19 protein-coding genes are annotated in these 22,665 nt (G+C 72.9%); 9 read left to right on the forward strand and 10 right to left on the reverse strand.

Going from position 1 to position 22,665, the window contains the following annotated elements:
- Window positions 1-70 precede the first annotated feature (70 nt).
- Complete coding sequence (locus OG959_RS07095) at window positions 71-1,372, forward strand: BNR-4 repeat-containing protein (protein ID WP_326657319.1); 1,302 nt, start codon at window positions 71-73, stop codon at window positions 1,370-1,372.
- Window positions 1,373-1,472: 100 nt separating this feature from the next.
- On the opposite strand, the gene OG959_RS07100 is transcribed toward OG959_RS07095, so the two are convergent.
- The 4 genes from OG959_RS07100 to OG959_RS07115 form a co-directional block, all read right to left on the reverse strand.
- The gene (locus tag OG959_RS07100) at window positions 1,473-3,185 is read right to left on the reverse strand and encodes an aldehyde dehydrogenase family protein (RefSeq protein ID WP_326657320.1); all 1,713 of its coding nucleotides are present in this window, start codon (window positions 3,183-3,185) and stop codon (window positions 1,473-1,475) included.
- 64 nt (window positions 3,186-3,249) lie between these two features.
- Window positions 3,250-4,545, reverse strand: coding sequence for an MFS transporter (locus tag OG959_RS07105; RefSeq protein WP_326657321.1), 1,296 nt, complete (start codon window positions 4,543-4,545; stop codon window positions 3,250-3,252).
- Window positions 4,546-4,636: 91 nt separating this feature from the next.
- Window positions 4,637-5,566: a TauD/TfdA dioxygenase family protein gene (locus OG959_RS07110; RefSeq protein ID WP_326657323.1), complete on the reverse strand. Its 930-nt coding sequence runs from the start codon at window positions 5,564-5,566 to the stop codon at window positions 4,637-4,639.
- A 447-nt stretch (window positions 5,567-6,013) separates the two neighbouring features.
- Window positions 6,014-7,534, reverse strand: a complete 1,521-nt coding sequence (locus OG959_RS07115; protein ID WP_326657324.1) for a class I adenylate-forming enzyme family protein — start codon at window positions 7,532-7,534, stop codon at window positions 6,014-6,016.
- A gap of 73 nt (window positions 7,535-7,607) precedes the next feature.
- Here OG959_RS07115 and OG959_RS07120 point away from each other — a divergent pair, with 73 nt between their 5' ends.
- From OG959_RS07120 to OG959_RS07130, 3 genes are all read left to right on the forward strand, one after another.
- The gene (locus OG959_RS07120; protein ID WP_326657325.1) at window positions 7,608-8,225 is read left to right on the forward strand and encodes a TetR/AcrR family transcriptional regulator; all 618 of its coding nucleotides are present in this window, start codon (window positions 7,608-7,610) and stop codon (window positions 8,223-8,225) included.
- Between the two features lie 33 nt (window positions 8,226-8,258).
- The gene (locus tag OG959_RS07125; protein ID WP_326657326.1) at window positions 8,259-9,917 is read left to right on the forward strand and encodes an acyl-CoA dehydrogenase family protein; all 1,659 of its coding nucleotides are present in this window, start codon (window positions 8,259-8,261) and stop codon (window positions 9,915-9,917) included.
- 101 nt (window positions 9,918-10,018) lie between these two features.
- Window positions 10,019-11,095, forward strand: a complete 1,077-nt coding sequence (locus tag OG959_RS07130) for an NAD-dependent epimerase/dehydratase family protein (protein WP_326657327.1) — start codon at window positions 10,019-10,021, stop codon at window positions 11,093-11,095.
- Between the two features lie 3 nt (window positions 11,096-11,098).
- Here OG959_RS07130 and OG959_RS07135 read toward each other — a convergent pair whose 3' ends face one another.
- Window positions 11,099-12,205 carry a sensor histidine kinase gene (locus OG959_RS07135; RefSeq protein ID WP_326657328.1) on the reverse strand — a complete coding sequence of 369 codons (1,107 nt, stop codon included), beginning with the start codon at window positions 12,203-12,205 and terminating at the stop codon, window positions 11,099-11,101.
- A complete protein-coding gene (locus OG959_RS07140) occupies window positions 12,202-13,002 on the reverse strand; it encodes a response regulator transcription factor (RefSeq protein WP_326657329.1) in 801 nt (266 codons plus the stop codon). The genes OG959_RS07135 and OG959_RS07140 overlap by 4 nt, the downstream gene beginning before the upstream one ends.
- Before the next feature lie 123 nt (window positions 13,003-13,125).
- Between OG959_RS07140 and OG959_RS07145 the strand changes: the two genes are divergently transcribed.
- The 3 genes from OG959_RS07145 to OG959_RS07155 are packed head-to-tail and all read left to right on the forward strand — an operon-like array spanning window position 13,126 to window position 15,319.
- Complete coding sequence (locus tag OG959_RS07145) at window positions 13,126-13,830, forward strand: glycosyltransferase family 2 protein (protein ID WP_326657330.1); 705 nt, start codon at window positions 13,126-13,128, stop codon at window positions 13,828-13,830.
- Window positions 13,827-14,504 (forward strand): TIGR04282 family arsenosugar biosynthesis glycosyltransferase, encoded by a 678-nt coding sequence (locus tag OG959_RS07150; RefSeq protein WP_326657331.1) that lies wholly within the window; start codon window positions 13,827-13,829, stop codon window positions 14,502-14,504. Before OG959_RS07145 ends, OG959_RS07150 begins: the two co-directional genes overlap by 4 nt.
- Window positions 14,501-15,319: a class I SAM-dependent methyltransferase gene (locus OG959_RS07155; RefSeq protein ID WP_442805551.1), complete on the forward strand. Its 819-nt coding sequence runs from the start codon at window positions 14,501-14,503 to the stop codon at window positions 15,317-15,319. The genes OG959_RS07150 and OG959_RS07155 overlap by 4 nt, the downstream gene beginning before the upstream one ends.
- A gap of 325 nt (window positions 15,320-15,644) precedes the next feature.
- Here the strand turns inward: OG959_RS07155 and OG959_RS07160 are convergent, their stop codons facing one another.
- Entirely contained in the window at window positions 15,645-16,955 is a 1,311-nt protein-coding gene (locus OG959_RS07160; protein ID WP_326657333.1) for a molybdopterin-dependent oxidoreductase, read from the reverse strand.
- Between the two features lie 186 nt (window positions 16,956-17,141).
- Between OG959_RS07160 and OG959_RS07165 the strand changes: the two genes are divergently transcribed.
- Together OG959_RS07165 and OG959_RS07170 are read left to right on the forward strand one after the other, a co-directional pair.
- Window positions 17,142-18,536 (forward strand): hypothetical protein, encoded by a 1,395-nt coding sequence (locus OG959_RS07165; protein WP_326657334.1) that lies wholly within the window; start codon window positions 17,142-17,144, stop codon window positions 18,534-18,536.
- Window positions 18,537-18,694: 158 nt separating this feature from the next.
- Window positions 18,695-19,303, forward strand: a complete 609-nt coding sequence (locus OG959_RS07170; RefSeq protein WP_326657336.1) for a hypothetical protein — start codon at window positions 18,695-18,697, stop codon at window positions 19,301-19,303.
- A 204-nt stretch (window positions 19,304-19,507) separates the two neighbouring features.
- Here the strand turns inward: OG959_RS07170 and OG959_RS07175 are convergent, their stop codons facing one another.
- From OG959_RS07175 to OG959_RS07185, 3 genes are all read right to left on the reverse strand, one after another.
- The gene (locus OG959_RS07175; RefSeq protein WP_326657337.1) at window positions 19,508-20,266 is read right to left on the reverse strand and encodes an SDR family NAD(P)-dependent oxidoreductase; all 759 of its coding nucleotides are present in this window, start codon (window positions 20,264-20,266) and stop codon (window positions 19,508-19,510) included.
- 24 nt (window positions 20,267-20,290) lie between these two features.
- Window positions 20,291-21,637, reverse strand: coding sequence for an MFS transporter (locus OG959_RS07180; RefSeq protein WP_326657338.1), 1,347 nt, complete (start codon window positions 21,635-21,637; stop codon window positions 20,291-20,293).
- Window positions 21,638-21,756: 119 nt separating this feature from the next.
- Window positions 21,757-22,341, reverse strand: a complete 585-nt coding sequence (locus tag OG959_RS07185; RefSeq protein WP_326657339.1) for a TetR/AcrR family transcriptional regulator — start codon at window positions 22,339-22,341, stop codon at window positions 21,757-21,759.
- Window positions 22,342-22,665 lie beyond the last annotated feature (324 nt).

The following is a 22,665-nucleotide window of genomic DNA, read 5'->3' on the forward strand; positions in this document are numbered from 1 at the left end:
CGCAGCGGAGGAATGGAGTGGCCCGGCCGCTCTCGCACCTCCGACCATCCCGCCTGCGAAGGAGCTCACCTTGCGACGTCCCACGGCACGCGCGGCCGCCGCCTCGGCCGCGGCCCTGGCCGCCCTGCTCACGCCCGGCCCGGCCGCCCAGGCCGCCGGCACGGACCGCGCGGCGGCCGCGGCGACGGTGATCGAGAAGGTTCCGTACGCGATGGACTCGTCGAACCAGGCCGCCTGGTGGACGCCCGCAGCGACGTACAAGGGCCGCGGCCAGTACACGTACTTCGCCTTCAACGAGCCCGGCGCGACGGCCGCGACGCACCGCCCGGCCATCGCCCGCCGCGACCCGGACGGCGTGTGGAGCCGGCTGCCGCTGCTCGCCGCGAACGGACAGCAGGCCGAGTTCCCCGACGACAACGGCCACAACCAGCCGTCGGTCGCACGCGACGGCAGCGGCCGCCTCCACGTGTTCACCTCCATGCACGCCAACCCCTGGCGCTACTTCCGCACCGAGGCCCCCGGCGGGTCCGTCACGGACCACTCGGCCGAACTGCCCGACCAGGGCGAGGCCATCACCTACCCGGTCGTGACCACCGCCCCCAACGGCGACCTGTACCTGGCCGCCCGCGTCGGCGCCGGATCCGACCAGCGCCCCGGCAAGCTCTACCGCTGGGACAACGCCGCATCGCGCTGGAGCGTGGTCGCCACGTTCGCCGTCGCGCTGAACCGTTCCGTGTACCCCGACGACCTGACGGTCGACGCCGCCGGGCGCGTCCACCTCCTCTACGAGTGGGCCAAGGCACCCGCGACCGCGTTCCGGCACCAGCTCTCCTACCTCCGCTACGACCCGGCGACCGGCGCCTTCGCGGACAGCGCGGGCGCGGCCGTCACCACTCCGGTGACGCCGGCCACGTCCGACGTGATCCAGGAGCTCACCACGGGTGAGGAGTGGAGCATCGACAACGCCTACCCGGGCCCGGCGGTACAGAGCGCCAAGCTCACCCTCGACGGCTCCACTCCGAAGGTCGCCTACCGCTACCGCTCGGCCGACAGCGGCGGCGACTTCCGCGTGTACTACGCGTACCCGAGCGGCAGCAGCTGGCTGCGCCAGACCGTGTACGCCGACGGCCAGACCACCGCCGCCCTCGGGATCACCTGGGACGAGACGGACGCGGGACGCGTGTACTACGTGACCGCCTCCGGCACCGACCGCGTCTTCGCCGCGACCCGGCCGGGCACCACATGGACCTCCCAGTCCGCCGCACCGGGCGTGAGCGCGGACCGGCTCGCGGTACGGCGGGACTCGGACGGGAACGACGTGCTGTACCTGCCGGACACCGCGCACAACTCGCTGTACTACGGGGTGCGCTGAGGACCCGCAACGCCGGGTTCGCGCAGTAGCGCACGGCTCGACGGACGGGAGGCGCTCGGCAGTGCCGAGCGCCTCCCGTCCGTCCGTCCGCCCCGGGGTCTCAGCCCCGCAGCGCCGAAAGGAAGATGCCGGGCAGCTTCCACAGCTTCGGCGCGGTGGTGAAAGCGGTGAGCCGCCGCATGGTCGTCCGGCCGGTCCGGTTGGTGACGAAGTACGGCGGGCGCGGGGACAGCGAGGGCGAGCCCGTGAACAGGCCGCGGGGCGACGGGGCGAAGGGGGCTCGGAGGACCGTTTTCTCCACGTCCTCCAGCATGAGGGCGTTGTGCACGAAGCCGATTCCGCTGCCGATCTCCTGCCGGGTGTGCCCGGGGAACGCCCCCCACGGCGTGTATCCGAGGAGGAAGCCGAACGCCGACCAGCAGTTCACCCCGAGCGTGCCGTAGCGCAGTTCGGCGATCGCGGTGTCCACGGCGTCGCGGTGCGCGCGTTCGGTGCGGGGGTGGACCAGCAGGGTGGCGCCCAGGGTGCCCGGCAGGCGGTCGTTGGCGAAGTCGGTGGCGCGGCGCAGGAACTCGTCCGGGTCCCGGCCCTCGATGCGCACCACTCCGAGTGCGCTGGCGAACACCTCGTCGGTGAGCATCGGATCGTCCGGGCGCGTGATGTCGGGCACAACGGCCCCGCAGGCCGCTCCGGCCGGGAACTCGGTCCCGGGGTGCGCGTCGACGACGTCGCGCAGCCGTCCGGCCGCGCCCGGGTAGTAGTCGCTGCGGGGCGGGAGCTCGCTCAGGACCCGGCGGATCTCGTCGAGCAGTCGCTCGGTTCCGTCCCAGTCCCGCGGCACCACGAGGATCTGGCTGGCGACGCAGTTGTGGCCGGAGTTGTTCATCTTGCTGGTGACGATGTGCTCCGCCTGGAAGCGCAGGTCCGCGTCCGTCCATGGGCCGGGGGTGACGATGCAGGGGCTGACTCCCCCGAGCTCGCTGGTGAACGGCTTGCCGTTCAAGGGGGTGTCCTCGCGCCGGCGCCGTTCCGCCTGCTCGTCCGTGCCCCAGACGATGGCGTCGTGGGTGCGCTCGCTGCCCGTCACATGGATGGTGTCGATGCCCTCGTGGGCGGTCAGATAGGCGCCCTCGGCGGGCCCTCCGTCCACGAAGCGGACCCATCCGCGGTCCACGAACTCCGCGAACACCTTCTCGAAGTGCGGCCGGAGGTAGTCGTTGACCGGGTTCATCTTCGCGATGACGACCTGGTTGTCCAGGTACAGTTTGTGGACGATGTCGAGCGGGGTGATGGCCGCTACGTTCCCGGCTCCCAGGACGAGTGCCACGGCGGGCGTTCCCGGGCTGCCCCGGTAGGCGCCGGCCGCCCTGGCCAGCACCTGGTCGCGCGTGGTGCCGGGCAGGGTCCACACCTGTGCGGAGAAGCCGCTGAGCAGGAGGCGGTCCGTGCCCGTGGCGGGGAAGACGTCGACCACGGTGCGCCCGCCGCGGTCGCGGACGGACCGGGCCGGAACCGGGTCACGCCCGTCGGAGAGCCTGCGCAGTACGTGGAGGTACGCGCTCACGGTCTGTGCCAGCGCCCAGGGTGCGGTGACCCAGTCCTCGGCGGCCCAGGGCGAGTCGGCACCGTAGCCCTTGGCGCGTGCCGCGTCGGCGACCATGGCGGGGGCGCCTTCGGCGATGCGGGGCAGCATCCGTTCCAGCAGGCCGATGCGTTCGGCCGGACCGGTCAGGGTCCAGGTCTCCATGCCCTCGCGCAGCGCGGTCACGGCGTGGTCCAGGGGTGCGGTGTCGAGTACCGGTGCGGCGCTCACAGGAAGGCTCCTCGGTGTGGGGGCGGGGCGGACGGGTCGTCGGCCCCGTGTGCGGCGGCAGGGGTCACCGTGCCAGCCGGGCGGTGTCGCGGGCCGGGTCGATCAGGAGGAAGGACGCCGCCGCCCCGATCACGAGCAGCGCGCCGGAGAACGTGACGGCGAGGTGGTAGCCGTTGTCGCCCCGGGCGTCGACCAGCGCACCGACGACGGCGGGAGCCGCGAGACCGGCGGCCGTGACCACCGCGTTCATCGCGCCCAGCGCCCCGCCGCTCCGGCCTGCGGGGGCGAGTTCGGCGACCGTGGTGGCCGCGACCGTCGCGTAGGAGCCTCCGAGACCGAATCCCAGGGCCACCAGCACGGTCTTGCCCGTGGAACCGTCCACGAAGGTCTGCGCCAGCAGGCACGCCGCGCCCAGGGCGAGCAGCCACCCGCCGACCCAGCCGCGTGCCCGGCGGCTGCTGACTCCGCGGCGCATGAGCCGTCCGGTGATGCCGGCCTGGGCGAGCAGCGCCACGGCGCCGATGGCCCAGGGCACGACGACGAGGACCGCCGCGGTGTGGGCCGGGTGCCCGAGGGCGTTGCGCAGGTAGGACGGCAGCCAGACCAGCATCAGCGCCACCGACCAGTAGCTCGTGAAGTAGGCGAGGGTGGCCCCGATCCAGGTGCGCGTGGCGAGGATCCGCCCGTACGGAACGGGGGCCGGGGCGTCGGCGGCCGGCAACGCCCCCTTCTCCTCGGTGCGGTGGTCACCGTCCGCCCCGAACAGCTTCCACGCCGCGGCCCATGCGAGACCGGCGGCGGCGAGCACCCACAGCGCCGCCCGCCAGCCGTGGTGCTGGATGACCCAGGACAGGCCGGGCGCGGAGACGATGACGCCGAGCGTGACGCCCAGGGTGATCAGGGCCCCGGGCAGGTTGCGCCGGTGATTGGGGAACCAGGCCAGGGTCGCCTGCTGGGCGACGGGGAAGGCCGGCCCCTCGGCGGCGCCGAGAACGACGCGGGAGGCGACCAGGACGGCCAGCCCGCCGCCGAACGCCGCGGGCGCCTGGGCCACCGACCACAGGACGGCCATCACCAGGAGCAGCAGCCGCGGTGACACCCGGTCGGCGACGAGGCCGACGACGACGGCCGAGAGGGAGAAGAGAAGGAAGAACGCGCTGTTCGCGAGGCCGAACTGGGTGGCGCTCAGGTGGAGGTCGGCGCGGATCTCGTCCGCGGCCAGGCCCAGCACGGACTTGTCCGCGAAGTTGACCATCATGAAGACCACCAGCAGGGCGGTCACGGTCCAGGCCTTGGCGCCACCGCCCCGGGGATCTGTGGTCCCGGAGGACCGCTGGGACAGAGTCGGTGCCGTGTTCATGGGTCCTCCGTGAGGCGGCGGGCGGGGGATGAGGGGTGGCGATCGGGGCCGTCCGCGCGGGGGGACGGCCCCGCGCGCGGATCCCGGCGGTTCAGGACAGCGGCACTCCGGCCACGGCGATGCGCTCCATCACCCGGCGCTGCGGGTAGTAGTCGCTGATCGCGTAGTGCTGGGTGGCGATGTTGTCCCAGATCGCCACGGAGTCCTGCTCCCAGTGGAAGCGGACCTGGAACTCGGGAACGCGCGCCTGGAGCACCAGTTCGTCGAGGAGTTCACGGCTCTCGGCATCGGACAGGCCCACGATGCGGGTGGTGAACGGCTCGTTGACGTAGAGGAGCTTGCGGCCGCTGCGCGGGTGGCGCACCACGACGGGGTGCTCGACCGGCGGCAGGCTCGCGCGGAAGTGCGCGACCTGCTCCTCGGTCATGGTCGAACCCCAGCTGGGCACCCAGTCGTGCACGGCCGTCAGGTTCTCGACGCGTGCCTTCATCTCGTCGGAGAGGTTGTCGTACGCGGCTCCCATGTCGGCCCACATGGTGTCGCCCCCGGCGGCCGGCACCTCGACGGAGCGCAGGACCGAGCCGAGCGCGGGTGCGGCCATGAAGGAGTGGTCGCTGTGCCAGATGTTCTCGTTGCCGACGGCCATCGCGTCCTTGGCCAGGCGTGACACGCCGACCGTCTCGGACTTCGGGAAGAACGGGTTGACCTCGGGCGGTCCCCAGACCGCGGCCAGGTCGAGGTGGTGCTGCGGCTCCAGTCCCGTCTGCCCGCGGAAGAAGATCACCTTCCATTCGAGCAGTGCCTGGCGCAGTTCCCCGGTGGTCGCCTCGTCGAGCGGCCGGGACAGGTCCACGCCGCTGATCTCCGCGCCGATGTGCGGGGTCAGCGGGCTGATGCCGAGGATCCGGTACTGCGCCGGTTCGGCGCCGGGCGCCAGGCGCTCCAGTGTCCGGCGGCCGTAGCGCATCAGCGGCTTGTCGAGTACGGGCTTCGGACCATCGGTGGTGACGGTGGCGGCCATGGGTTCCTCCCACAATCGACGTTGATTACGTAACCGGCAGTATCGATATAGCGCCGCGACGGGGCAAGGGGTCTGGAGGAAAAGATTCCGGGGAGCGACCAGAGGACTGACCAGGGGCGGGGCACACGCCCCCCGGAGGGCGGCGTGCGGGGGATCCGGCTGCGCCGCGCCGGCGGCAGGCGACCCGAGGGCACTCCGAAGAGCCGTCCCGCACGGTGCGGGACGGAAGGGCGCAAGGTCGCGCGAGCGGCCGTGCCGGTGCGGAACGGGAAGGCGGACAGTCGCGCCGACGCCCCTGCCGGTTCGCGACGGGACCCCGCCCATGCGGCCGGTCAGATCCACCACGGAGGCGACGAGCGCCTCATCCGGCAGCGCGCCACCGGCACGCCCGGGCGCGCGCCGTCAGCACGACGAGCGCCCCGGCGACCAGGGAGGGGCGGCCGGTGTTCAGCCGGTCAGGCCGCTGCGCAGCACATGCTTGGTGACCTTCCCGGAAGGCGTCCGGGGCAGGTCCGGCCGCAGGACCAGTTCGCGCGGGATCTTGTAGCGCGCGAGGCGCGGCTCCAGCCACTGGCGCAGGTCGTCGAGGCTCGGCCCGGCGTCGCCCTTCGGCACCACGACCGCGACCACGGTCTCGCCCCACTGATCGTGCGGACGGCCGACGACGGCCACGTCCAGGATGTCGGGGTGGCCGCGCAGAACACCCTCGACCTCCTGGGAGGCCACGTTCTCCCCACCCGTGATGATCATGTCCTTGAGACGGTCCACCACGGTGACGAAACCGTCCTCGTCCACCCTGCCGAGGTCGCCGCTGCGGTACCAACCGCCCACGAACGCCTCCTCGGTGGCCTTCTCGTCATCGAGGTACCCGACCATGCGGGTGTCCGACCGCAGCCAGATCTCCCCCGTCCGGCCCGCGGTGGCATCCGTGCCGTCCTGCGTCACGATGCGCAGGTCGACGCCGACCATGCCGCCGCGCCCGATCGAGCCCGCCTTCTCCACCTGCTCGCCGGGAGACAGCGACGCGCCCACAGGCCCCATCTCGCTCATGCCGTAGACCTGGTGGAAGTTCTCCGAGCGGTACGCCTTCATCAGTCTGCGGACCGTATCGGCGTCCATCGGCCCCGCCCCGTAGATCCAGGAGCGCACCGAGGACAGGTCGTACGCGTCGAAGTCGGGCACCGCCTGCACCGGGGCGATCAGCGCGACCGGCGCGCCGAACACCGCGGTGATCCGCTCCCGTTGGACGGTCTCCAGCATCACGCGGGGCTCGTACTCGCGCTGGAGCACGACCGTGCCGCCCAGCAGGAGGGTGCCCATCGCCCAGTTGTTGAGCGGGGACGCGTGCCAGATCGGCATGCAGACGAGGAACCGTTCGTCGCGGCGGAGCGGCACGGTGGCCGCGGTGTACGTGGCGGTCAGGGAGATGCCCCGGTGGGTGTGCACGCAGCCCTTCGGGCGGCCGGACGTGCCCGAGGTGTACAGGACTTGGGCGATGTCGGAGTCGGCTCCGGGCCCGCCCTCCCACTCGGCCGCCCCGGCGATCAGCGCTTCGAAGGACCCGGCGGGCGGTTCGTCCCCGGCCGCGTCCGGATGGCTCACCAGCCAGCGCACCCCGACGGCCGCGCCGGTGGCCCGTTCGCCGATCTCCTGGTCGACGAGCGCCAGCCGGGCACCGCAGTGCCGAAGCTGCTGGTCCACCTCGGCGGTCTGCAGCTTGTGGTTGACGGGCACCAGCGTGGCACCGGCCAGCCAGGCACCGAAGGCGGCGAAGAGGAAGGCCGGGGTGTTGTACGTCATCACGGCCAGGCGGTCCCCGGGCCGGAGCCCCGCCTCCCGCAACACGGTCGCCGCCCGGCGGACGGCGGCACCGAACTCGCCGTAACTCCACCGTCGGTCACGGTAGACCAGGGCTTCCTTGCGGCCGGCCGCCCGGACGACGCTGTCCAGCATGGCACTGAGGTGCACGCCTTCTCCTGGGATCGCGGGCCGGGGCGTCCGGCCCTTGTCGGGAAACTATGAATGATGGTTCACTTCTTCCATGGCCTACCGCAAGACCCCAGCCGAAATTCAACGTCTCGAATCGGCCCGTGAGCATCTGGTCACCCGGGCGACCGATGTCGTCGCCGAAGTGGGCTGGTCAGGAGCTTCCGTGACCGCGGTCGCCGACGCCGCGGGCATCGCGGCGGGCTCGGTGTACCAGCACTTCGCGTCGAAGGCCGCCCTCGCCGTCGAGGTCTTCCGGCGGGCGGCGGGGCACGAGGTGGACGTCCTCGAATCCGTGCTGAACGGCTCCGGGACCCCGGTCGAGCGGCTCGCCGACGGCGTCCGGGTCTTCGCCCGCCGCGCCCTCGAAAGCCGCGGCCTCGCCTATGCCCTGCTCGCCGCGCCGGCCGACGCGGCGGTCGGCGCGGAACGGCTCGTCTTCCGTCGCCGCTACCGCGCGCTGTTCGCCGAAGTGATCCGCGAGGGCATGGCGCAGGGACTGCTGCCGTCCCAGAACGGGGAGGTCACCGCCGCCGCGCTCACCGGCGCGATCGGCGAGGTCCTCGTGGCGCCGCTCGGCTCACCGGAGGACGACGATCAGGACATCCTCGCCGAACTGACCGCCATGGCGCTGCGCTGCGCGGGCGCGGCCCCTTCCTCCGCGCGCCCCTGATCCGTCATCCGTCTCTGCCCAGGAGGGCTCCTCATGCCTGCGTCGCCCGCACCCCACAGCCGCCCCACCGCCACCACCCACGAGGTGACGAACCAGCCGCCGCCGCTGACCGGCCACGACGTCGCCGACGACCCGGTGCTCATCGAGGGCGTCCGCCGCGAGGGCGCCGAGTGGTACCTGGACGACCTGCACCGGCTGGGCCGCCGCGCAGGCAGCGAGGAGGTGCAGCGGTGGGCGGACGAGGCGAACCGCCAGGAGCCGAGGCTGCGCACCCACGACCGCTACGGCAACCGGATCGACGAGGTCGAGTTCCATCCCTCGTACCACGCCCTCATGGACGTGGCGATCAGCGAGGGCCTCGGCGGCGCCGCCTGGGCCGACGAGCGGCCCGGTGCGCACGTGGCCCGCGCGGCGGGCTTCATGGTGTGGAGCAGCGCGGAGGCGGGCCACGGCTGCCCCGTCTCTATGACATACGCGGCGGTCCCCGCCCTGCGTCACGCCCCGGACCTCGCCAAGACGTACGAACCGCTGCTGACCAGCCGTGTGTACGAGTCCGGTCTGCGCACCCCCGCCGAGAAGCCCGGGCTGCTCGCGGGCATGGGCATGACGGAGAAGCAGGGTGGCACCGATGTGCGCGCCAACACGACCGCCGCCGTACAACAGGCGGACGGCACCTGGCGGCTGCGCGGCCACAAGTGGTTCACGAGCGCGCCGATGAACGACCTCTTCCTCGTCCTCGCCCAGGCCCCGGCGGGGCTGTCCTGCTTCCTGGTCCCCCGGGTCCTGCCGGACGGCAGCCGCAACACGTTCCGTATCCAGCGCCTCAAGGACAAGCTCGGCAACCGCTCCAACGCCAGCAGCGAGCCGGAGTTCGACGACACGGTGGCCTGGCTCGTCGGCGACGAGGGCCGGGGCGTGCGCACCATCATCGACATGGTCACCATGACGCGCCTGGACTGCGTCCTCGGTTCCGCCGCCGGCACCCGTGCGGCGCTCGCCCAGGCGACGCACCACGTACGTCACCGGTCCGTGTTCGGGGCGAAGCTCATCGACCAGCCCCTGATGCGCAACGTCATCGGCGATCTGGCGCTGGAGTCCGAGGCGGCGACCACGCTGGCCCTGCGGCTGGCCGGGGCTGCGGACCGTGCGCAGCAGGGCGACACCCAGGAGCGCGCCTTCCTGCGGCTCGCCACCGCGGTCGGCAAGTACTGGGTGTGCAAGCGCCAGCCGGCCGCCGTCGCCGAGGCCCTCGAATGCCTGGGGGGCAACGGGTACGACGAGGAGTCCGGCATGCCCCGCCTCTACCGCGAGGCCCCGCTCAACGGCATCTGGGAAGGCTCCGGCAACGTCAACGCGCTGGACATGCTGCGCGCCCTGGCCCGTGAGCCGGAGTCGCTCCAGGCCCTGCGCACGGAGATCGAGGCCGCCGCCGGGGGCGACCGCCGTCTGGACTCCGCCTGGCAGGAGCTCCGGGGCGAGCTCGTCCTCACCGAGGACGCTCCGATCCGTGCCCGCCGGGTCATCGAGCGCGCGGCGCTCGTCCTCCAGGGCTCCCTGCTCATACGCCACGCACCGGCCGCCGTCGCCGACGCGTTCTGCGCGTCCCGGTTGGCAGGCGACCGCGGACTGGCTTTCGGAACGCTGCCGCCCGGGACGGACTTCACGGAGCTGCTCACCCGTCTGCCCGCCTGACCGGTCCGCCGCGGCCGGCCGCGCACCCCATTCTCTTACGTTCCCGTGACGTGCCGAGTCGTCGGCGCCCGGCTCGTCCTGCGCGGCCTACGGTGGGCGGCATGCGTGTACTGGTCACCGGCGGCGCCGGGTTCATCGGTTCGGAAATCGTGCGGACCCTCGTGTCCGCCGGGCACGAGGCGGTGGTGCTCGACGCCCTGCTCCCCTCGGCGCACGGTGCCGGCGCCGCCGTGCCGCCCGGCGCGGGCAACGGATTCGTCGTGGCGGACGTGCGCGACCGCGAGGCCGTGGACCGTGCGCTGCGCGGCATCGACGCGGTCTGCCACCAGGCGGCGATGGTCGGCCTCGGCAAGGACTTCGCGGACGCGCCGGACTACGTGGGGTGCAACGACCTGGGAACGGCCGTGCTGCTCGCCGCGATGGCGGGCGCGGGGGTGCGGAACCTGGTCCTCGCCGGATCGATGGTGGTCTACGGAGAGGGCCGGTACGACTGCCGGCTCCACGGCCCGGTCCGGCCGGGCCCCCGCGCGGAGGCCGATCTGGCCGAGGGCCGCTTCGAGCCCCGCTGCCCTTCCTGCGGCACGGAACTGGCCCCCGGGCTCGTCGGCGAGGACGCTCCGGTGGACCCGCGCAACGTGTACGCGACGACCAAGCTCGCCCAGGAGCACCTCGCCTCCTCCTGGGCGCGGGCGACGGGCGGCCGCGCGGTGTCGCTGCGGTACCACAACGTGTACGGGCCGGGAATGCCGCGCGACACCCCGTACGCCGGTGTCGCCTCCTTCTTCCGTTCGGCCCTGGCCCGGGGTGAGGCGCCACGCGTCTTCGAGGACGGCGGCCAGCGCCGGGACTTCGTCCATGTGCGGGACGTGGCCGCCGCGAACGCGGTCGCGCTGGAGGCGGTCGCGGGACGCGGGCCCGGCACCTTCGCCGCGTACAACACCGGGAGCGGGCAGCCGCACACCATCGGCGAGATGGCCGCTGCCCTGGCCTCGGCCCACGGCGGTCCGGCCCCGGTGGTCACCGGTGAGTACCGGCTCGGGGACGTACGCCATGTCACGGCGGACTCGCGGCGGCTGCGCGACGAGCTGGGCTGGAAGCCGGCGGTGGGGTTCGCCGAGGGAATGGCGCGGTTCGCGGCGGCTCCGCTGCGGGAGGCCGCCGGGGTGGGCGCGGGCTGAGGCTCACGCCACCGGCAGGGTCACCTCGAAGCAGCAGCCTCCGGTGACGTTGCGGACGTCCGCCCGGCCGGCGTGCGCCTCGACGATCCCGCGCACGATGGCGAGGCCGAGTCCCGCTCCCGCCGGAGGTGTACGGGCATGGGTGCCGCGCCAGCCGGTGTCGAAGACCCTGGGCAGATCCTCCTCCGGAATGCCGCCGCAGCCGTCGGTGACCGACAGCACCACTCCGCCGCCCGTGCGGTGCGCGGTCACCGCGACCGTGCCGTCCGCGGGGGTGCGGCGGATGGCGTTGATCAGGAGGTTGCCCAGGACCCGGCTCATCTCCTTGCCGTCCACCTCGACGGGCACCGCCTCGATCCGGTCGCCGACCAGCCGCACGCCGTGCTCGCGGGCCAGCGGATCGGCTCCGGCCAGCGCGTCGCCCACCAGGTCGTAGACGGAGATCCGGGTGGGGGTCAGGGTGAGCGAACCGGCGTGGATGCGGGAGAGTTCGAAGAGGTCGCCGACCATGTCGTTCATCCGCTCCACCTCGGTGCGTATCTGCCTCAGATAGCGCCGCGAGTCGACGGCCATGCCGTCCTCCAGCGCCTCGGACATGGCGCGCAGTCCGGCGAGCGGGGTACGCAGGTCGTGCGAGATCCAGGCGACGAGCTCCCGCCGTGAGGTCTCCAGGGCACGCTCCCGCTCGCGCGAACTGTCGAGCTTGGCGCTGGTGGCGGCCAGTTCGCGGGTGAGTGCGGCGAGTTCGGCGGTGGCCGGGGCCTCGGGGGCCGCGAAGGTCCCGCCGTCACCGAAGGAGCGGGCGGCGAGCGTCAGATCGCGGCTCCTCGCCGCCACCCAGCGGCCCAGCAGCATCGCGGTGACGAGGGAGACGACGGCGGCCATGGCGACGACGGTGGTGACCACGGTGAGGTCGTGGGGCGACAGGAACATCGCCCAGGCGACGGTCAGTGTGCCGGCGAGCATCGCGGTGACGGCCACGGCGGCGACGACGGTCAGCGAGACGACGAGCGAACGGTGCCGGGAGATCCGCAGCACGACGGCGCCGAGCAGTCCGGCGGCTGCGGCGCCCAGGAAGGCGAAGAGCGCGATGAGGAGGATGTCGGTCATGCCGGCGCTCCGGAACCGGAATCCGTGGGAGCGGCAGGAGGGGTGTGGGCGGTGGGAGCCGTCGGATCAGCCGGCAGGTCCAGTCGGTAGCCGACGCCCCAGACCGTACGGATCAGCTCCGGGCGGGCCGGGTCGGCCTCGACCTTCCCGCGCAGACGGCGGACGTGGACGGTCACGGTCGACAGATCTCCGAAGTCCCAGCCCCAGACCCCGCGCATCAGCTCCTCCCGGGTGAAGACCCGGCCCGGATGACGCAGGAGGAAGGCGAGCAGATCGAACTCCCGCAGGGTGAGGGCCAGCGTCCGGCCCGCGAACGTCGCGCTCCGGGCCGCCGGGTCCAGGACGAGGCCCGCGCCTTCGAGCAGCGCCGGGCGGCCGGGAGGCGTCGCGGCCGCCCGGGCGCGGCGCAGCACGGAGTCGACGCGCAGGACGAGTTCGCGGGGGCTGAACGGCTTGGTGACGTAGTCGTCCGCCCCCGTCTCCAGGCCGAGGATGCGGTCGTCCTCGTCGCCGCGCGCGGTGAGCATGATGACCGGCACGGGTCCCTGCTCCCGCATGCGGCGGCAGACCTCGAATCCGTCCATGCCCGGCAGCATCAGGTCCAGGACGGCCAGGTCCGGGCGCCGGGCGGCGTACTGTTCGAGCGCGGCCGGGCCGTTCGACGCCCGGGCCACCTCGTATCCGGCCCCGGCCAGGTAGCCGGTGACCACCTCCGCGACCGTGGGGTCGTCGTCCACGACGAGTACGTGGCCACGGGCGGCGGGGTGGCGCGGTGAGGGGTCCGGGGTCGGCTGCATGCCACCACCTTGGCACCTGCGGAGAGGAAGCGCGGACCCTCCTGGGCCGGCACCTGCCGACGTCCATATTTCGTAAGAATCCGGAACCCGATTTGTCGGTTTCTCCTCCGTAGGGTGAGCCGCGTGATTCCTTCCTCCGATACTTCCGGCCCCCGCGCCGACCTCGTCCTGCCATGTCTGGACGAGGCCGCCGCCCTGCCCGCGGTGCTGGCCTCGGTTCCTCCCGGCTGGCGGGCGATCGTCGTGGACAACGGTTCGACCGACGGCTCGGCGGAGCTGGCGCGGTCGCTCGGCGCGACGGTGGTGCATGAACCGCGGCGGGGCTTCGGCGCGGCCTGTCACGCGGGGCTGCTTGCCTCCGAGGCGGAGTTCGTCTGCTTCTGCGACTGCGACGGCTCGCTGGACCCCGGGCTGCTGACGGGCTTCGTCCGCCGGGTCGCCGACGGTGAGAGCGATCTGCTGCTCGGCCGTCGCCGCCCCGAAGGACCGGGTGCCTGGCCACTGCACGCACGGGCGGGCAATGCGGCACTGGCCCGGATGCTGCGCCGTCGCACCGGGCTGCGGCTGCACGACCTCGGGCCGATGCGGGCCGCGCGCCGGGCCGATCTGCTGGCACTCGGTCTCACCGACCGTCGCAGCGGATACCCCCTCCAGATGGTGGTCCGCGCTGCCGACGCGGGACTGCGCGTCACCGAGACGGACGTCCCCTACCTCGCCCGCACGGGGAAGTCGAAGGTCACCGGCACCTGGCGGGGCACCTGGCACGCGGTGCGTGACATGCGCGCCGTGCTGGCGGAGCCACCGGTCCGGATGGGGGCCCTGCGATGAACGCGCCCGAGTCCACCACGGCCCGCCCGGCCCCGGCCGGGGTGACGACCCTCCTCGTCATCGCGAAGGAGCCGCTGCCCGGCCGGGTGAAGACCCGGCTCACCCCGCCCTTCTCCCCCACCGAGGCCGCGCGCCTCGCCGAGGCGGCGCTCACCGACACCCTGCGCACCGTCCGGGCGCTGCCCGCCGCGCGGCGGGTGATCGTCCTCGACGGGAGGCCCGGGCCGTGGCTGCCGCCCGGCATCGAGGTGGTGGAGCAGGGCCCGGGAGGTCTCGACGAACGGCTGGCCGCCGCGTTCGCCGCCTGCACCGGGCCGACCCTCCTGATCGGCATGGACACCCCGCAGATCACGGCAGCCGATCTGGCCCCCGCCCTCTCCTCCACCTCCTGGGACGGCTGCGACGCCTGGTTCGGCCCCGCCGAGGACGGCGGGTTCTGGGCGCTGGGCCTGGCCGAACCCGACCCCGTACTGCTGCGTGGCGTGCCGATGTCCGTGCCCGAGACCGGTGCGGTGCAGCGGCGCCGGCTGGTCGACGCCGGACTGTCCGTCCGCGACCTTCCGCTCCTGCGCGACGTGGACACCGCGGCCGACGCCGCGCACGTCGCCGCACGCGCACCGGACGGACGGTTCGCCGCCGAACTCGCCCGGCTGACCCGGGCGGCGGTCCGATGAACGGCGCAGGCCGCGATCAAGGCGTGCTGAACCCTCCGCACGGGGACGTCACCGCGTGGGACACCGGCTCATGGGGCACCGACCCCTACGCCAACGCCCTGCGCAACGGACACGGTCCGCTCTTCCTCCGCCGTACGGACGGCTGGCTGCTGCCGCTGGACGTGGAGCGCTGGTGTGCCGGCGCGGACGCCGCCGACCTGTCGGCGCTGCGCCGTTGTGAGGGCCCCGTCCTGGACATCGGCTGCGGGCCGGGCAGGCTGGTGGCCGCGCTGGCGGCCCGCGGCCACCGCGCGCTGGGCATCGACGTCAGCGAGGCCGCGGTCGACCGCACCCTGCGGCTCGGCGGTTCCGCGCTGCGCCGCTCCGTCTTCGAACCGCTCCCGGGCGAGGGCCGCTGGGGCACCGTGCTGCTCCTGGACGGCAACGTAGGAATCGGCGGCGACCCGTCCGGCCTGCTGCGGCGCGCGGCGGACCTGCTGGCCCCGGGCGGACTCCTCATCGCCGAGACGGCGCCCCACGACATCGACGAGCGGGTCCGGGTGCAGCTGGACGACGGGGGCGCCTCCAGCTCCGGACCGGCCGCCCCGTTCCCATGGGCCCGGCTCGGCACGCCCGCGCTGCTGGGATACGCCCGCCGGCACGGCCTGCACCGCGTCGATCAGTGGGACGCGGACGGCCGCTCCTTCGTCTCCGTACGACGCAGCCGGACCGTCCGGACCACCAGCCAGACCGCCGACACCGAGAACAGCGCGGCCGTGATCAGCAGCCAGTTCCCCAGGAACACCTCGGGGGACAGCCCGCTCGCCGGCTCGTAGCGCTCCGCCTGCCGGGTGATCAGCGGGAACCACACGAGGAGCAGCAGCCCGGAGAGGAAGACCGGCACCCGGACGAAGTTCACCAGGTCCGGGCGCCGGCCGGCCGCCCGGCACAGCAGCCGGTCCGCCCCCGCGTACAGCGGCACCAGCACCAGGTCGTGCACGAGGGCGGCACCGGCGAACCACACGATCACGCCCCAGGTGTCGCCCGCCAGCAGCCGTACGCCCGCATAGCCGGCCAGGGCGAAGGAGGCGGCCATCAGCAGGAGATGCAGAGGCCCTTCCCCGTACCATCGCCGCACCACGGCGCCGGGGTTCACGCGGTTCACAGTGCTCCAAAGGTCAGCCGGGACACCCATTTGGTGTTGAGTACGCCGGGGGCGGCCGGGACGATGATCCGTGCCGGATAGCCGTGATCGGGTGTCAGGTCCTCGCCGTTGACCTGGAGGGCCAGCAGGGAGCGCGGATCGCGCACCTGGTTGTCGCGCAGGGCGGCCCGGCGGAACGGCCCGCTGCGCTGTACGGACTCCACGAGCACCCCCGGGGCGTCGCCCGGGTAGCCGGCGAGCGCGGCCAGATCCCTCAGCCGTACGCCGCGCCACCACTGGTCCGAGGTGGACCAGCCCTCCACGCAGGCGATCGGGAGCGCCGCGCTGTACTGGTTCATGGCCAGGAGCTGTTCCCGGGTGAACCGGAGGTCCCCGGCAGGCCCGCTGACGGTGAGCCACCACCCCTCCCCCGTATCGGCGGGGGTCACGCCGACCGCGGCGGCCGTCTTGTTGATCTGGAAACCGTTGGGCCCGGACCCCGGCTCGGCGGCGCCGTGCGGAGTGAGCACGGCGAGACGCCGCAGCGGTCCGTCGAAGCTCCGCCCGGCCGAGGTGATCAGCAGGACCAGCGAACCTGCTCCGACCACGGCCAGCGCCCCGCGGCGGGACAGCGTCGGCGGAGCGGGCGCGGGCGACTCCAGCGGATCGTCCGGCACCTTCGCGCTGAGCCCGCCCGACCGCAGCACCCGTACGGCCTGTGGCGCCCGGAGCCCGGCATGGGCGAGGAACGCGGCGAAGAACACCCACGCCCCGTAGAAGTGCAGCGGGTAGAAGGAGCCCGGGAACAGGTACTCCAGCTGGATGTTGAGCAGCCCCGTGACGAACTCGAACAGTGCCCCGCCCACCAGGAGGAGCAGCGAGATCCGCTCCAGCGCGTGCCCGAGGGAACGGGCCGGCGGCAGCGCGAAGAGCCGCGGAACCACGGACCAGAGCTTGGCCAGCAGAACCGGGACGAGCACGATGCCGAGGGTGACATGGAGCCCCTGCGTCAGCCGGTACAGCCAGTGCGGACCGGTCGGCCACGCGAAGAGGTAGAAGCCCAGCAGCCCCTTGTCGGGCGTCTTGTCGTTGACCGGGTTCAGGTCCGGGTTGTAGGCGGCGTACGACAGCAGACCGGTCACGAACAGCACGGTGATCCCGACGAGCAGGACGAGGCCGAGCACCGCGGTGAACCGCACACCCCGCACCGGGCTGCGCCAGAACCCCGGCGCGGAGGGCAGATGTTCGAGGATCGTCGTCGCCCGTCCGCCGAGAAGACGGGAAAGGAACGCGGGTGGGGTCGGACTCTGCCGACGGCTGTCGCCCATGCCCCGACGCTATGCCGGGGTGGGAGGGGTGAGGTGGTTACGACTCCTGACGAAACGATGACATCACCCCTGACACGCACGGCCACTCGGCGCACGCCCCTGCGCGGACACTCCGGAATCTGACGGTTCCGTGACGCGCCCGGTCACCACGCCTGTGTACCGCGCTGTCGTGCGTACGGTGCGTGCGTGAAGACCGAGGACCGCACCGAACCCGCCACCGAACCGCTCCCCGCACAGCGCACCGGGCACCGCCGCGACCTGGCCGCCGCCGCGGCGGGCGTCGTACTCGTCGCCGCGGCCGTACTCGTCGGCCGCGCCTTCGACGACCCCGCCCGCACCCTCGTCGTCCACTGGCCGCCCCTGCTCGCCACCTGGTATCCGCACATCGGGCCGGGCACCTGGATCGCGCCCGTCGTCGCCGCGACCGTCGTCGCGTACGGCCCGGCCCTCGCCGACCGGCTGCGCTGGCGGGGGCTGCTGCTCAGCTGCTACGCCGCCTCGCTCGCCTGGGTCCTCTCGCTGGCCATGATCGACGGCTGGGGCCGCGGGATCGCCGAACGGCTCACCACGAAGCACGAGTACCTGCGGGTCATCGGCCGCTTCGACGACATCGGTGCCGCGCTGCGCGGTTTCGACGCACACATCCTGAGCGGCGCGCCGGACAACTGGCCCGCCCATGTCGCCGGACACCCGCCGGGCGCCACGCTCACCTTCGTCCTGCTGGACCGCATCGGGCTCGGCGGCGGCGCCTGGGCCGGGGTCTGGTGCATCGCGACCGGCGCCTCCGCCGCGGTGGCCGTCCTGATCGCGGTACGCGTCCTGGCGGACGAGCGCACCGCCCGTCGCGCCGCTCCGTTCGTCGTCCTCGCACCGGTCGCGATCTGGGCGGGCACCTCCGCGGACGGCTACTTCGCCGCGGTCGCGGCCTGGACCGTCGCGCTGCTGGCCCTGGCCGCGACCCGCAGGGTCCGCGGCCCCGCAGCCGCCGCGCTCGGCGCCGGTCTCCTCTACGGACTGACCTGCTACCTGAGTTACGGTCTGACGCTCATCGCGCTCCCGCTCCTCGCCGTCCTCGTCCTCACCCGCACCGCCCGGCCGCTCCCCCACTTCGTCCTGGGGGCTCTCGTGGTACCGGTGGCCTTCACCCTCGCGGGCTTCAACTGGTGGGAGGCGTACCACCTGCTCGTCGAGCGCTACTACCAGGGAGCCGGTGGCATCCGTCCCTACTGGTACTGGGTATGGGCCAACCTCGCCTGCACGGCGATCGCCGTCGGACCGGCGACGCTCGCGGGCCTGCGCCGCAGTACGGCGGGGGTTCCAGGGGCGCTACGCACCCTGCGCTCCGGGACGACTGCTCCGACGCAGCGGCTGGTCCTGCTCGTCTCGGCGGCGCTCCTGGCACTGCTGGCGGCCGACCTGTCCGGGATGAGCAAGGCGGAGACGGAACGGATCTGGCAGCCGTTCATGCTCTGGCTGCTCCCCGCGGCCGCCCTCCTGCCCACCCGGGGCCGGCGCGGCTGGCTGGCCGCGCAGGCGGTCGTGGCACTGGCGGTCAACCACCTGCTCTGGACCGGCTGGTAGCCGGTGGCGCGTACGCCGCCGTCCGCGTCCGGCACCCGGTCACGGGCGCGCCGCCGGCGTCCTCGCTTCACTCGGCGGAGTGGAGTCCGCAGCCCACGGGGGTTGTTCCGGCCTCGCCACGCTCAGGTTCCCGTGGTGGTCTGCCGAACGATGAGCGCATGTCACTGAACACTCTGCGCTCGCTGGCCCGCCGCGTGGTTCCCACCCTGCTGGTCGCCCAAGTCGTCCTCCTTCCCCTTCAGCCCGCCTCAGCCGCCGAGCGGGCGGTCCAGCCGTGCCGGTCGGCCGCCGCCTGCGGTTCGGTGATCGTCGCCCCCGTCTCCCAGGCCGCCCCGGACCACGGTGACTGCACCAGCCCGGAACCGGTCGTGTGCCTGATCCGGAGCGAGACGCCGGAGGAGCGCGAGATCGCCCGCGACCAGCGGATGCGCTACCACCAGCTCCTGGTGGACATGGAGCGCACGGAGTGCGCCATGCGGGCCGAAGGGCGCTCGGAGGAGGACATCGCGCGCGCTCTGGTCCAGATGCGCAACGACGCCAAGGACGTCATCCGCGCCGGCATGACCCCGGAACAGGTCGCGGAGCTGGAGGCACGCAACCAGAAGAAGTACGGCAACCCGCTCGGCCCGACGGCGGACCAGCTCTACATGAAGTACGGCTCCTGGGAGAAGGTCGCCGAAGCCGCCACGCGTTCGAGCGCGGCCGTGGACCAGGAGCTCGGTCTGGAGTTCCGCCACTGCTCCTGCGAGGTGCTCCAGGCGGCCTGATCCGACGCCGGTCCGCGTGCCCGCGCGGACGGGCCGGACCGCGCGCTGTCGGATGTCGGCTGTCCGCGCACCATAGACAGCGGCGGCCCTCGGCATACGTGCACGGCGCACACCCCTGACGGGGACGGGGCGTGCGCCGTGCACAGGGACGATCGGACCGGATCGCGCGGATGGGCGACGGCCCGCTCGCCGGTGGCGTGTCCGTCAGGCCGAGGACCCGCTGTCGACGACCAGGTCGGTGCCGACCACCGAGCCGGCCGCGGGCGAGGCGAGGTAGAGCACCGCGGCCGCCACTTCCCCGGACTCCGCGAGCCGGCCGAGCGGGTTCTCCGTCCTCACCCGCTCGGCCCGGTCCGCCTCGGTCTCACCGGGCCGCAGCGACATGGGGGCTGCGGAGGCGCCGGGGCTGACGGCGTTGATGCGGATGCCCTGGTGGATGTGGTCGAGGGCGGCGGCGCGGGTCAGCGCGGAGACCGCCGCCTTCGAGGTGATGTACGCGGCGGCGTTGGGGATCCTCAGGTGTGCGCCCAGGTTGGAGGAGATGTTGACGATGGTGCCGCCGCCGTTCTCCTTCATGTGGGCGATCTCATGCTTCATGGCCAGCCAGACGCCGGTGACGTTGGTCCGCAGCACCGCGTTCCAGTCCTCCTCGCTCACCTCGCCGACGGGTACGGCGCCGCGGAGTATCCCGGCGTTGTTGACCGCGATGTCCAGTCCCCCGAAGCGGGTGACGGTCTCGCGTACGAGGTTCTGGACCAGGCCGAAGTCGGTGACGTCGACGGTCACGGCGGCAGCCGTGCCGCCGGCCGCCTCGATGAGGCCGGCCGTCTCGCCCAGGGAGGCCGCGGTGCGTCCCGCAACGACCACGGACGCGCCTTCGGCGGCGAAGGCGAGCGCGATGGCGCGGCCGAGGCCGGAGCCCGCGCCGGTGACGAGGGCGGTCCTGCCGGTGAAGCGGTTCATTTCGGTGACTCCCTGAGTGATGAATTACTGGGTGCGGTGGTTCAGGAAGGCCACGACGAGGAGGGCGGTCCCGGTCGCGGCCAGGGCGGCGGCGTCGCTGCCGAGCGTGAGCAGGACGGCGAGGAGGACGGTCGGGCCGCATTCCATCGCGGTGTTCAGCACGCCGCCCGCGAGCCCGGTCTGCCCCGGCGGTACGCCCTCGGTGGCGAGCACGGCGGCGCCGGCGAAGGAGGCCGCGGTGCCGGCCGGCAGCAGTACGAGGCCCGGCAGCAGCCCGTAGGCGTAGCCGGTGTGCGCGTCGAGCCCGGTGAACGCGAGGAGGATGAGCCCGGCCGCTGCCGTGCCCATTCCGGCGGCCGTGACGGCCCGGGGCCCGTACCGCCCGACGAGCGGTCCCGCCGCCCGGCCCGAGGCGGTCAGGGCGACGGCGAACGGTACGAAGGCGGCCGAGGTCTGCATCTGTGACCAGTCGCGCACCTGCTGGAGGTGGAGCGACAGGACCACGAAGGTCATCGCCGTCCCGCAGGCGCTCAGCGCGATGGCCATGAGGGCGAGGGACCGCCGCCGGTCGAGCAGGAACCGGGGAGGCAGCAGCGGGTCACGGGCCCGGCGCTCGGCGTGCCGGAACGCGGCCAGCAGGGCGATTCCCCCGAGCAGCGGTACGAACACGGCGGCCGACGACCAGGGCCGGGCGTCGGTGACGACGAGCCCGTAACTGGCCAGGGTGATCCCGGCGGTGGCGAGCAGGGCACCCGGCAGGTCGAGGCTCCTGCCGGGGTCCGGCGCGGTGTCCGGCAGCAGCCGGCGGATGAGGGCGAGGGCGGTGACCGCCACCACGATCGGTAAGGCGAAGGTCCAACGCCAGGAGAGCAGCGCGGAGATGACACCGGAGAGCAGATTGCCGGCGGTCGCGCCGAGTACGGAGAGCCCGCCCCAGGTGGCCATCGCCCTGCCGTACTCGGGCGGGGAGGGGAAGACGGCGCGGAGCACGGCCATGGCGGCCGGTGCGACGAGGGCCGCGCCCGCGCCCTGGGCGAAGCGCGCCGCGAGCAGGGCCCCGATGCCGGGGGCGAACGGGGCGGCGGCCGAGGCGGCCGCGAAGAGCACCAGTCCCGCGGTGAGGGTGCGTCGCCCGCCGTAGCGATCGGCCAGGCGTCCGCCGAAGAGCACCAGTCCGGCGAAGGTCAGCCCGTAGGCGGCGCTGAGGAGGATCAGGTCGGCGCGTTCCAGGTCCAGTTCGCGCCCGATGCGGGGCAGGGGGACGGCGATCGCGGCGAGCGTGAAGATCAGTGTGGTCTGGACGATACCGAGAAGCACGAAGGCGTATCGGTACCGCATGCCGACGACGCGGGCGGCGCCTTTGGCGGTCATATCTCCCCCTGATATTTGACCGAACGTTCCATTATTCGAGCGCGCAAGGAGGCACCTCAGAGGCACCCAGAAGCACCGAGTGGCACTCGGCGACACCCACCGAATCCGCCGGGCGTGATTCAGTCCAGCAACGTCAGCGCCTGCTCGGCGGCGTCCCGCACCCGGCCCGGATCGTCCGACGCCTTGCCGACGACCCGGATGCCCTGCAGCAGGACGAGCAGCATGCGGGCCAGCGCACGCGGCTCACGGCACTCGGGAAGCTCACCCTGAGCCTGGGCCCGTACGAGCGCGGAGTGCAGCGGGGCCTCCAGGCGCTCCCAGCTGATCTCGACCCGACGGGCCGCCGCGGGGTCGTGCGGGGCCAGTTCGGCCGCGGTGTTGGTGACGAAGCAGCCGTTCAGCCGCCCCTCCGGTGAAGCCGCCTCCGCGGCGAAGCGGCGTACCACCGCCCGCACCGCGGGAAGGGCGGGGCCGGGCTGCGACAGCTCGGCCAGGAGCAGCGGGTCACGCGTCTCGGCGTACCGGTCCATGGCCTTCAGATACAGCTCGTTCTTGCCGCCGAAAGTCGCGTAGATACTGGCGCGCCCGATGCCGAGGTGCTCAACGAGGTCCGCCACCGACGTCGCCTCGTAACCGCGCCTCCAGAACAGCTCAAGGGCCGACTGCAGCGCGGCGTCCGGATCGAATTCCTTGGTCCTGGCCACGTCGAGGACCCTAGACCTATCTGGAACGCTCGGTCAAATACCTTGGGCAGCAACCCGGTTCGCAGACCTGCCCACCGAGAGCGGCGCGCACTTCAAGCAATCCCGAAAGTTTCGAAGCGATCCATGATCCAGAATGGATCACATACCTCACCACGATCGACCGGCAGCAGTTTCCATGCACTCAACTTGCTTCCTGAAGTGCAAAAACAACACCACGGATGCCTTTTCGGCAGGACCGAAGGTTTCGCAACACTTGCCGAAACTATTGACAGCCGTGAGGGGCAGATCAAGACTCCGTGATCGGGCCGGACCGCCACTGACGAC

It is taken from the genome of Streptomyces sp. NBC_00385 (genome assembly GCF_035917155.1).
GTDB classification, from domain to species: Bacteria; Actinomycetota; Actinomycetes; order Streptomycetales; family Streptomycetaceae; genus Streptomyces; species Streptomyces poriferorum.

What these genes read in the sequence shown, in the direction of transcription:
- OG959_RS07110 (WP_326657323.1), bottom strand. Translation starts at nt 5,566, where the DNA reads ATGGCCGCCACCGTCACCACCGATGGTCCGAAGCCCGTACTCGACAAG.
- OG959_RS07155 (WP_442805551.1), top strand. Translation starts at nt 14,501, where the DNA reads ATGAACGGCGCAGGCCGCGATCAAGGCGTGCTGAACCCTCCGCACGGG.
- OG959_RS07130 (WP_326657327.1), top strand. Translation starts at nt 10,019, where the DNA reads ATGCGTGTACTGGTCACCGGCGGCGCCGGGTTCATCGGTTCGGAAATC.
- OG959_RS07170 (WP_326657336.1), top strand. Translation starts at nt 18,695, where the DNA reads ATGTCACTGAACACTCTGCGCTCGCTGGCCCGCCGCGTGGTTCCCACC.
- OG959_RS07160 (WP_326657333.1), bottom strand. Translation starts at nt 16,955, where the DNA reads ATGGGCGACAGCCGTCGGCAGAGTCCGACCCCACCCGCGTTCCTTTCC.
- OG959_RS07135 (WP_326657328.1), bottom strand. Translation starts at nt 12,205, where the DNA reads ATGACCGACATCCTCCTCATCGCGCTCTTCGCCTTCCTGGGCGCCGCA.
- OG959_RS07125 (WP_326657326.1), top strand. Translation starts at nt 8,259, where the DNA reads ATGCCTGCGTCGCCCGCACCCCACAGCCGCCCCACCGCCACCACCCAC.
- OG959_RS07150 (WP_326657331.1), top strand. Translation starts at nt 13,827, where the DNA reads ATGAACGCGCCCGAGTCCACCACGGCCCGCCCGGCCCCGGCCGGGGTG.
- OG959_RS07120 (WP_326657325.1), top strand. Translation starts at nt 7,608, where the DNA reads ATGGCCTACCGCAAGACCCCAGCCGAAATTCAACGTCTCGAATCGGCC.
- OG959_RS07140 (WP_326657329.1), bottom strand. Translation starts at nt 13,002, where the DNA reads ATGCAGCCGACCCCGGACCCCTCACCGCGCCACCCCGCCGCCCGTGGC.
- OG959_RS07175 (WP_326657337.1), bottom strand. Translation starts at nt 20,266, where the DNA reads ATGAACCGCTTCACCGGCAGGACCGCCCTCGTCACCGGCGCGGGCTCC.
- OG959_RS07105 (WP_326657321.1), bottom strand. Translation starts at nt 4,545, where the DNA reads ATGAACACGGCACCGACTCTGTCCCAGCGGTCCTCCGGGACCACAGAT.
- OG959_RS07180 (WP_326657338.1), bottom strand. Translation starts at nt 21,637, where the DNA reads ATGACCGCCAAAGGCGCCGCCCGCGTCGTCGGCATGCGGTACCGATAC.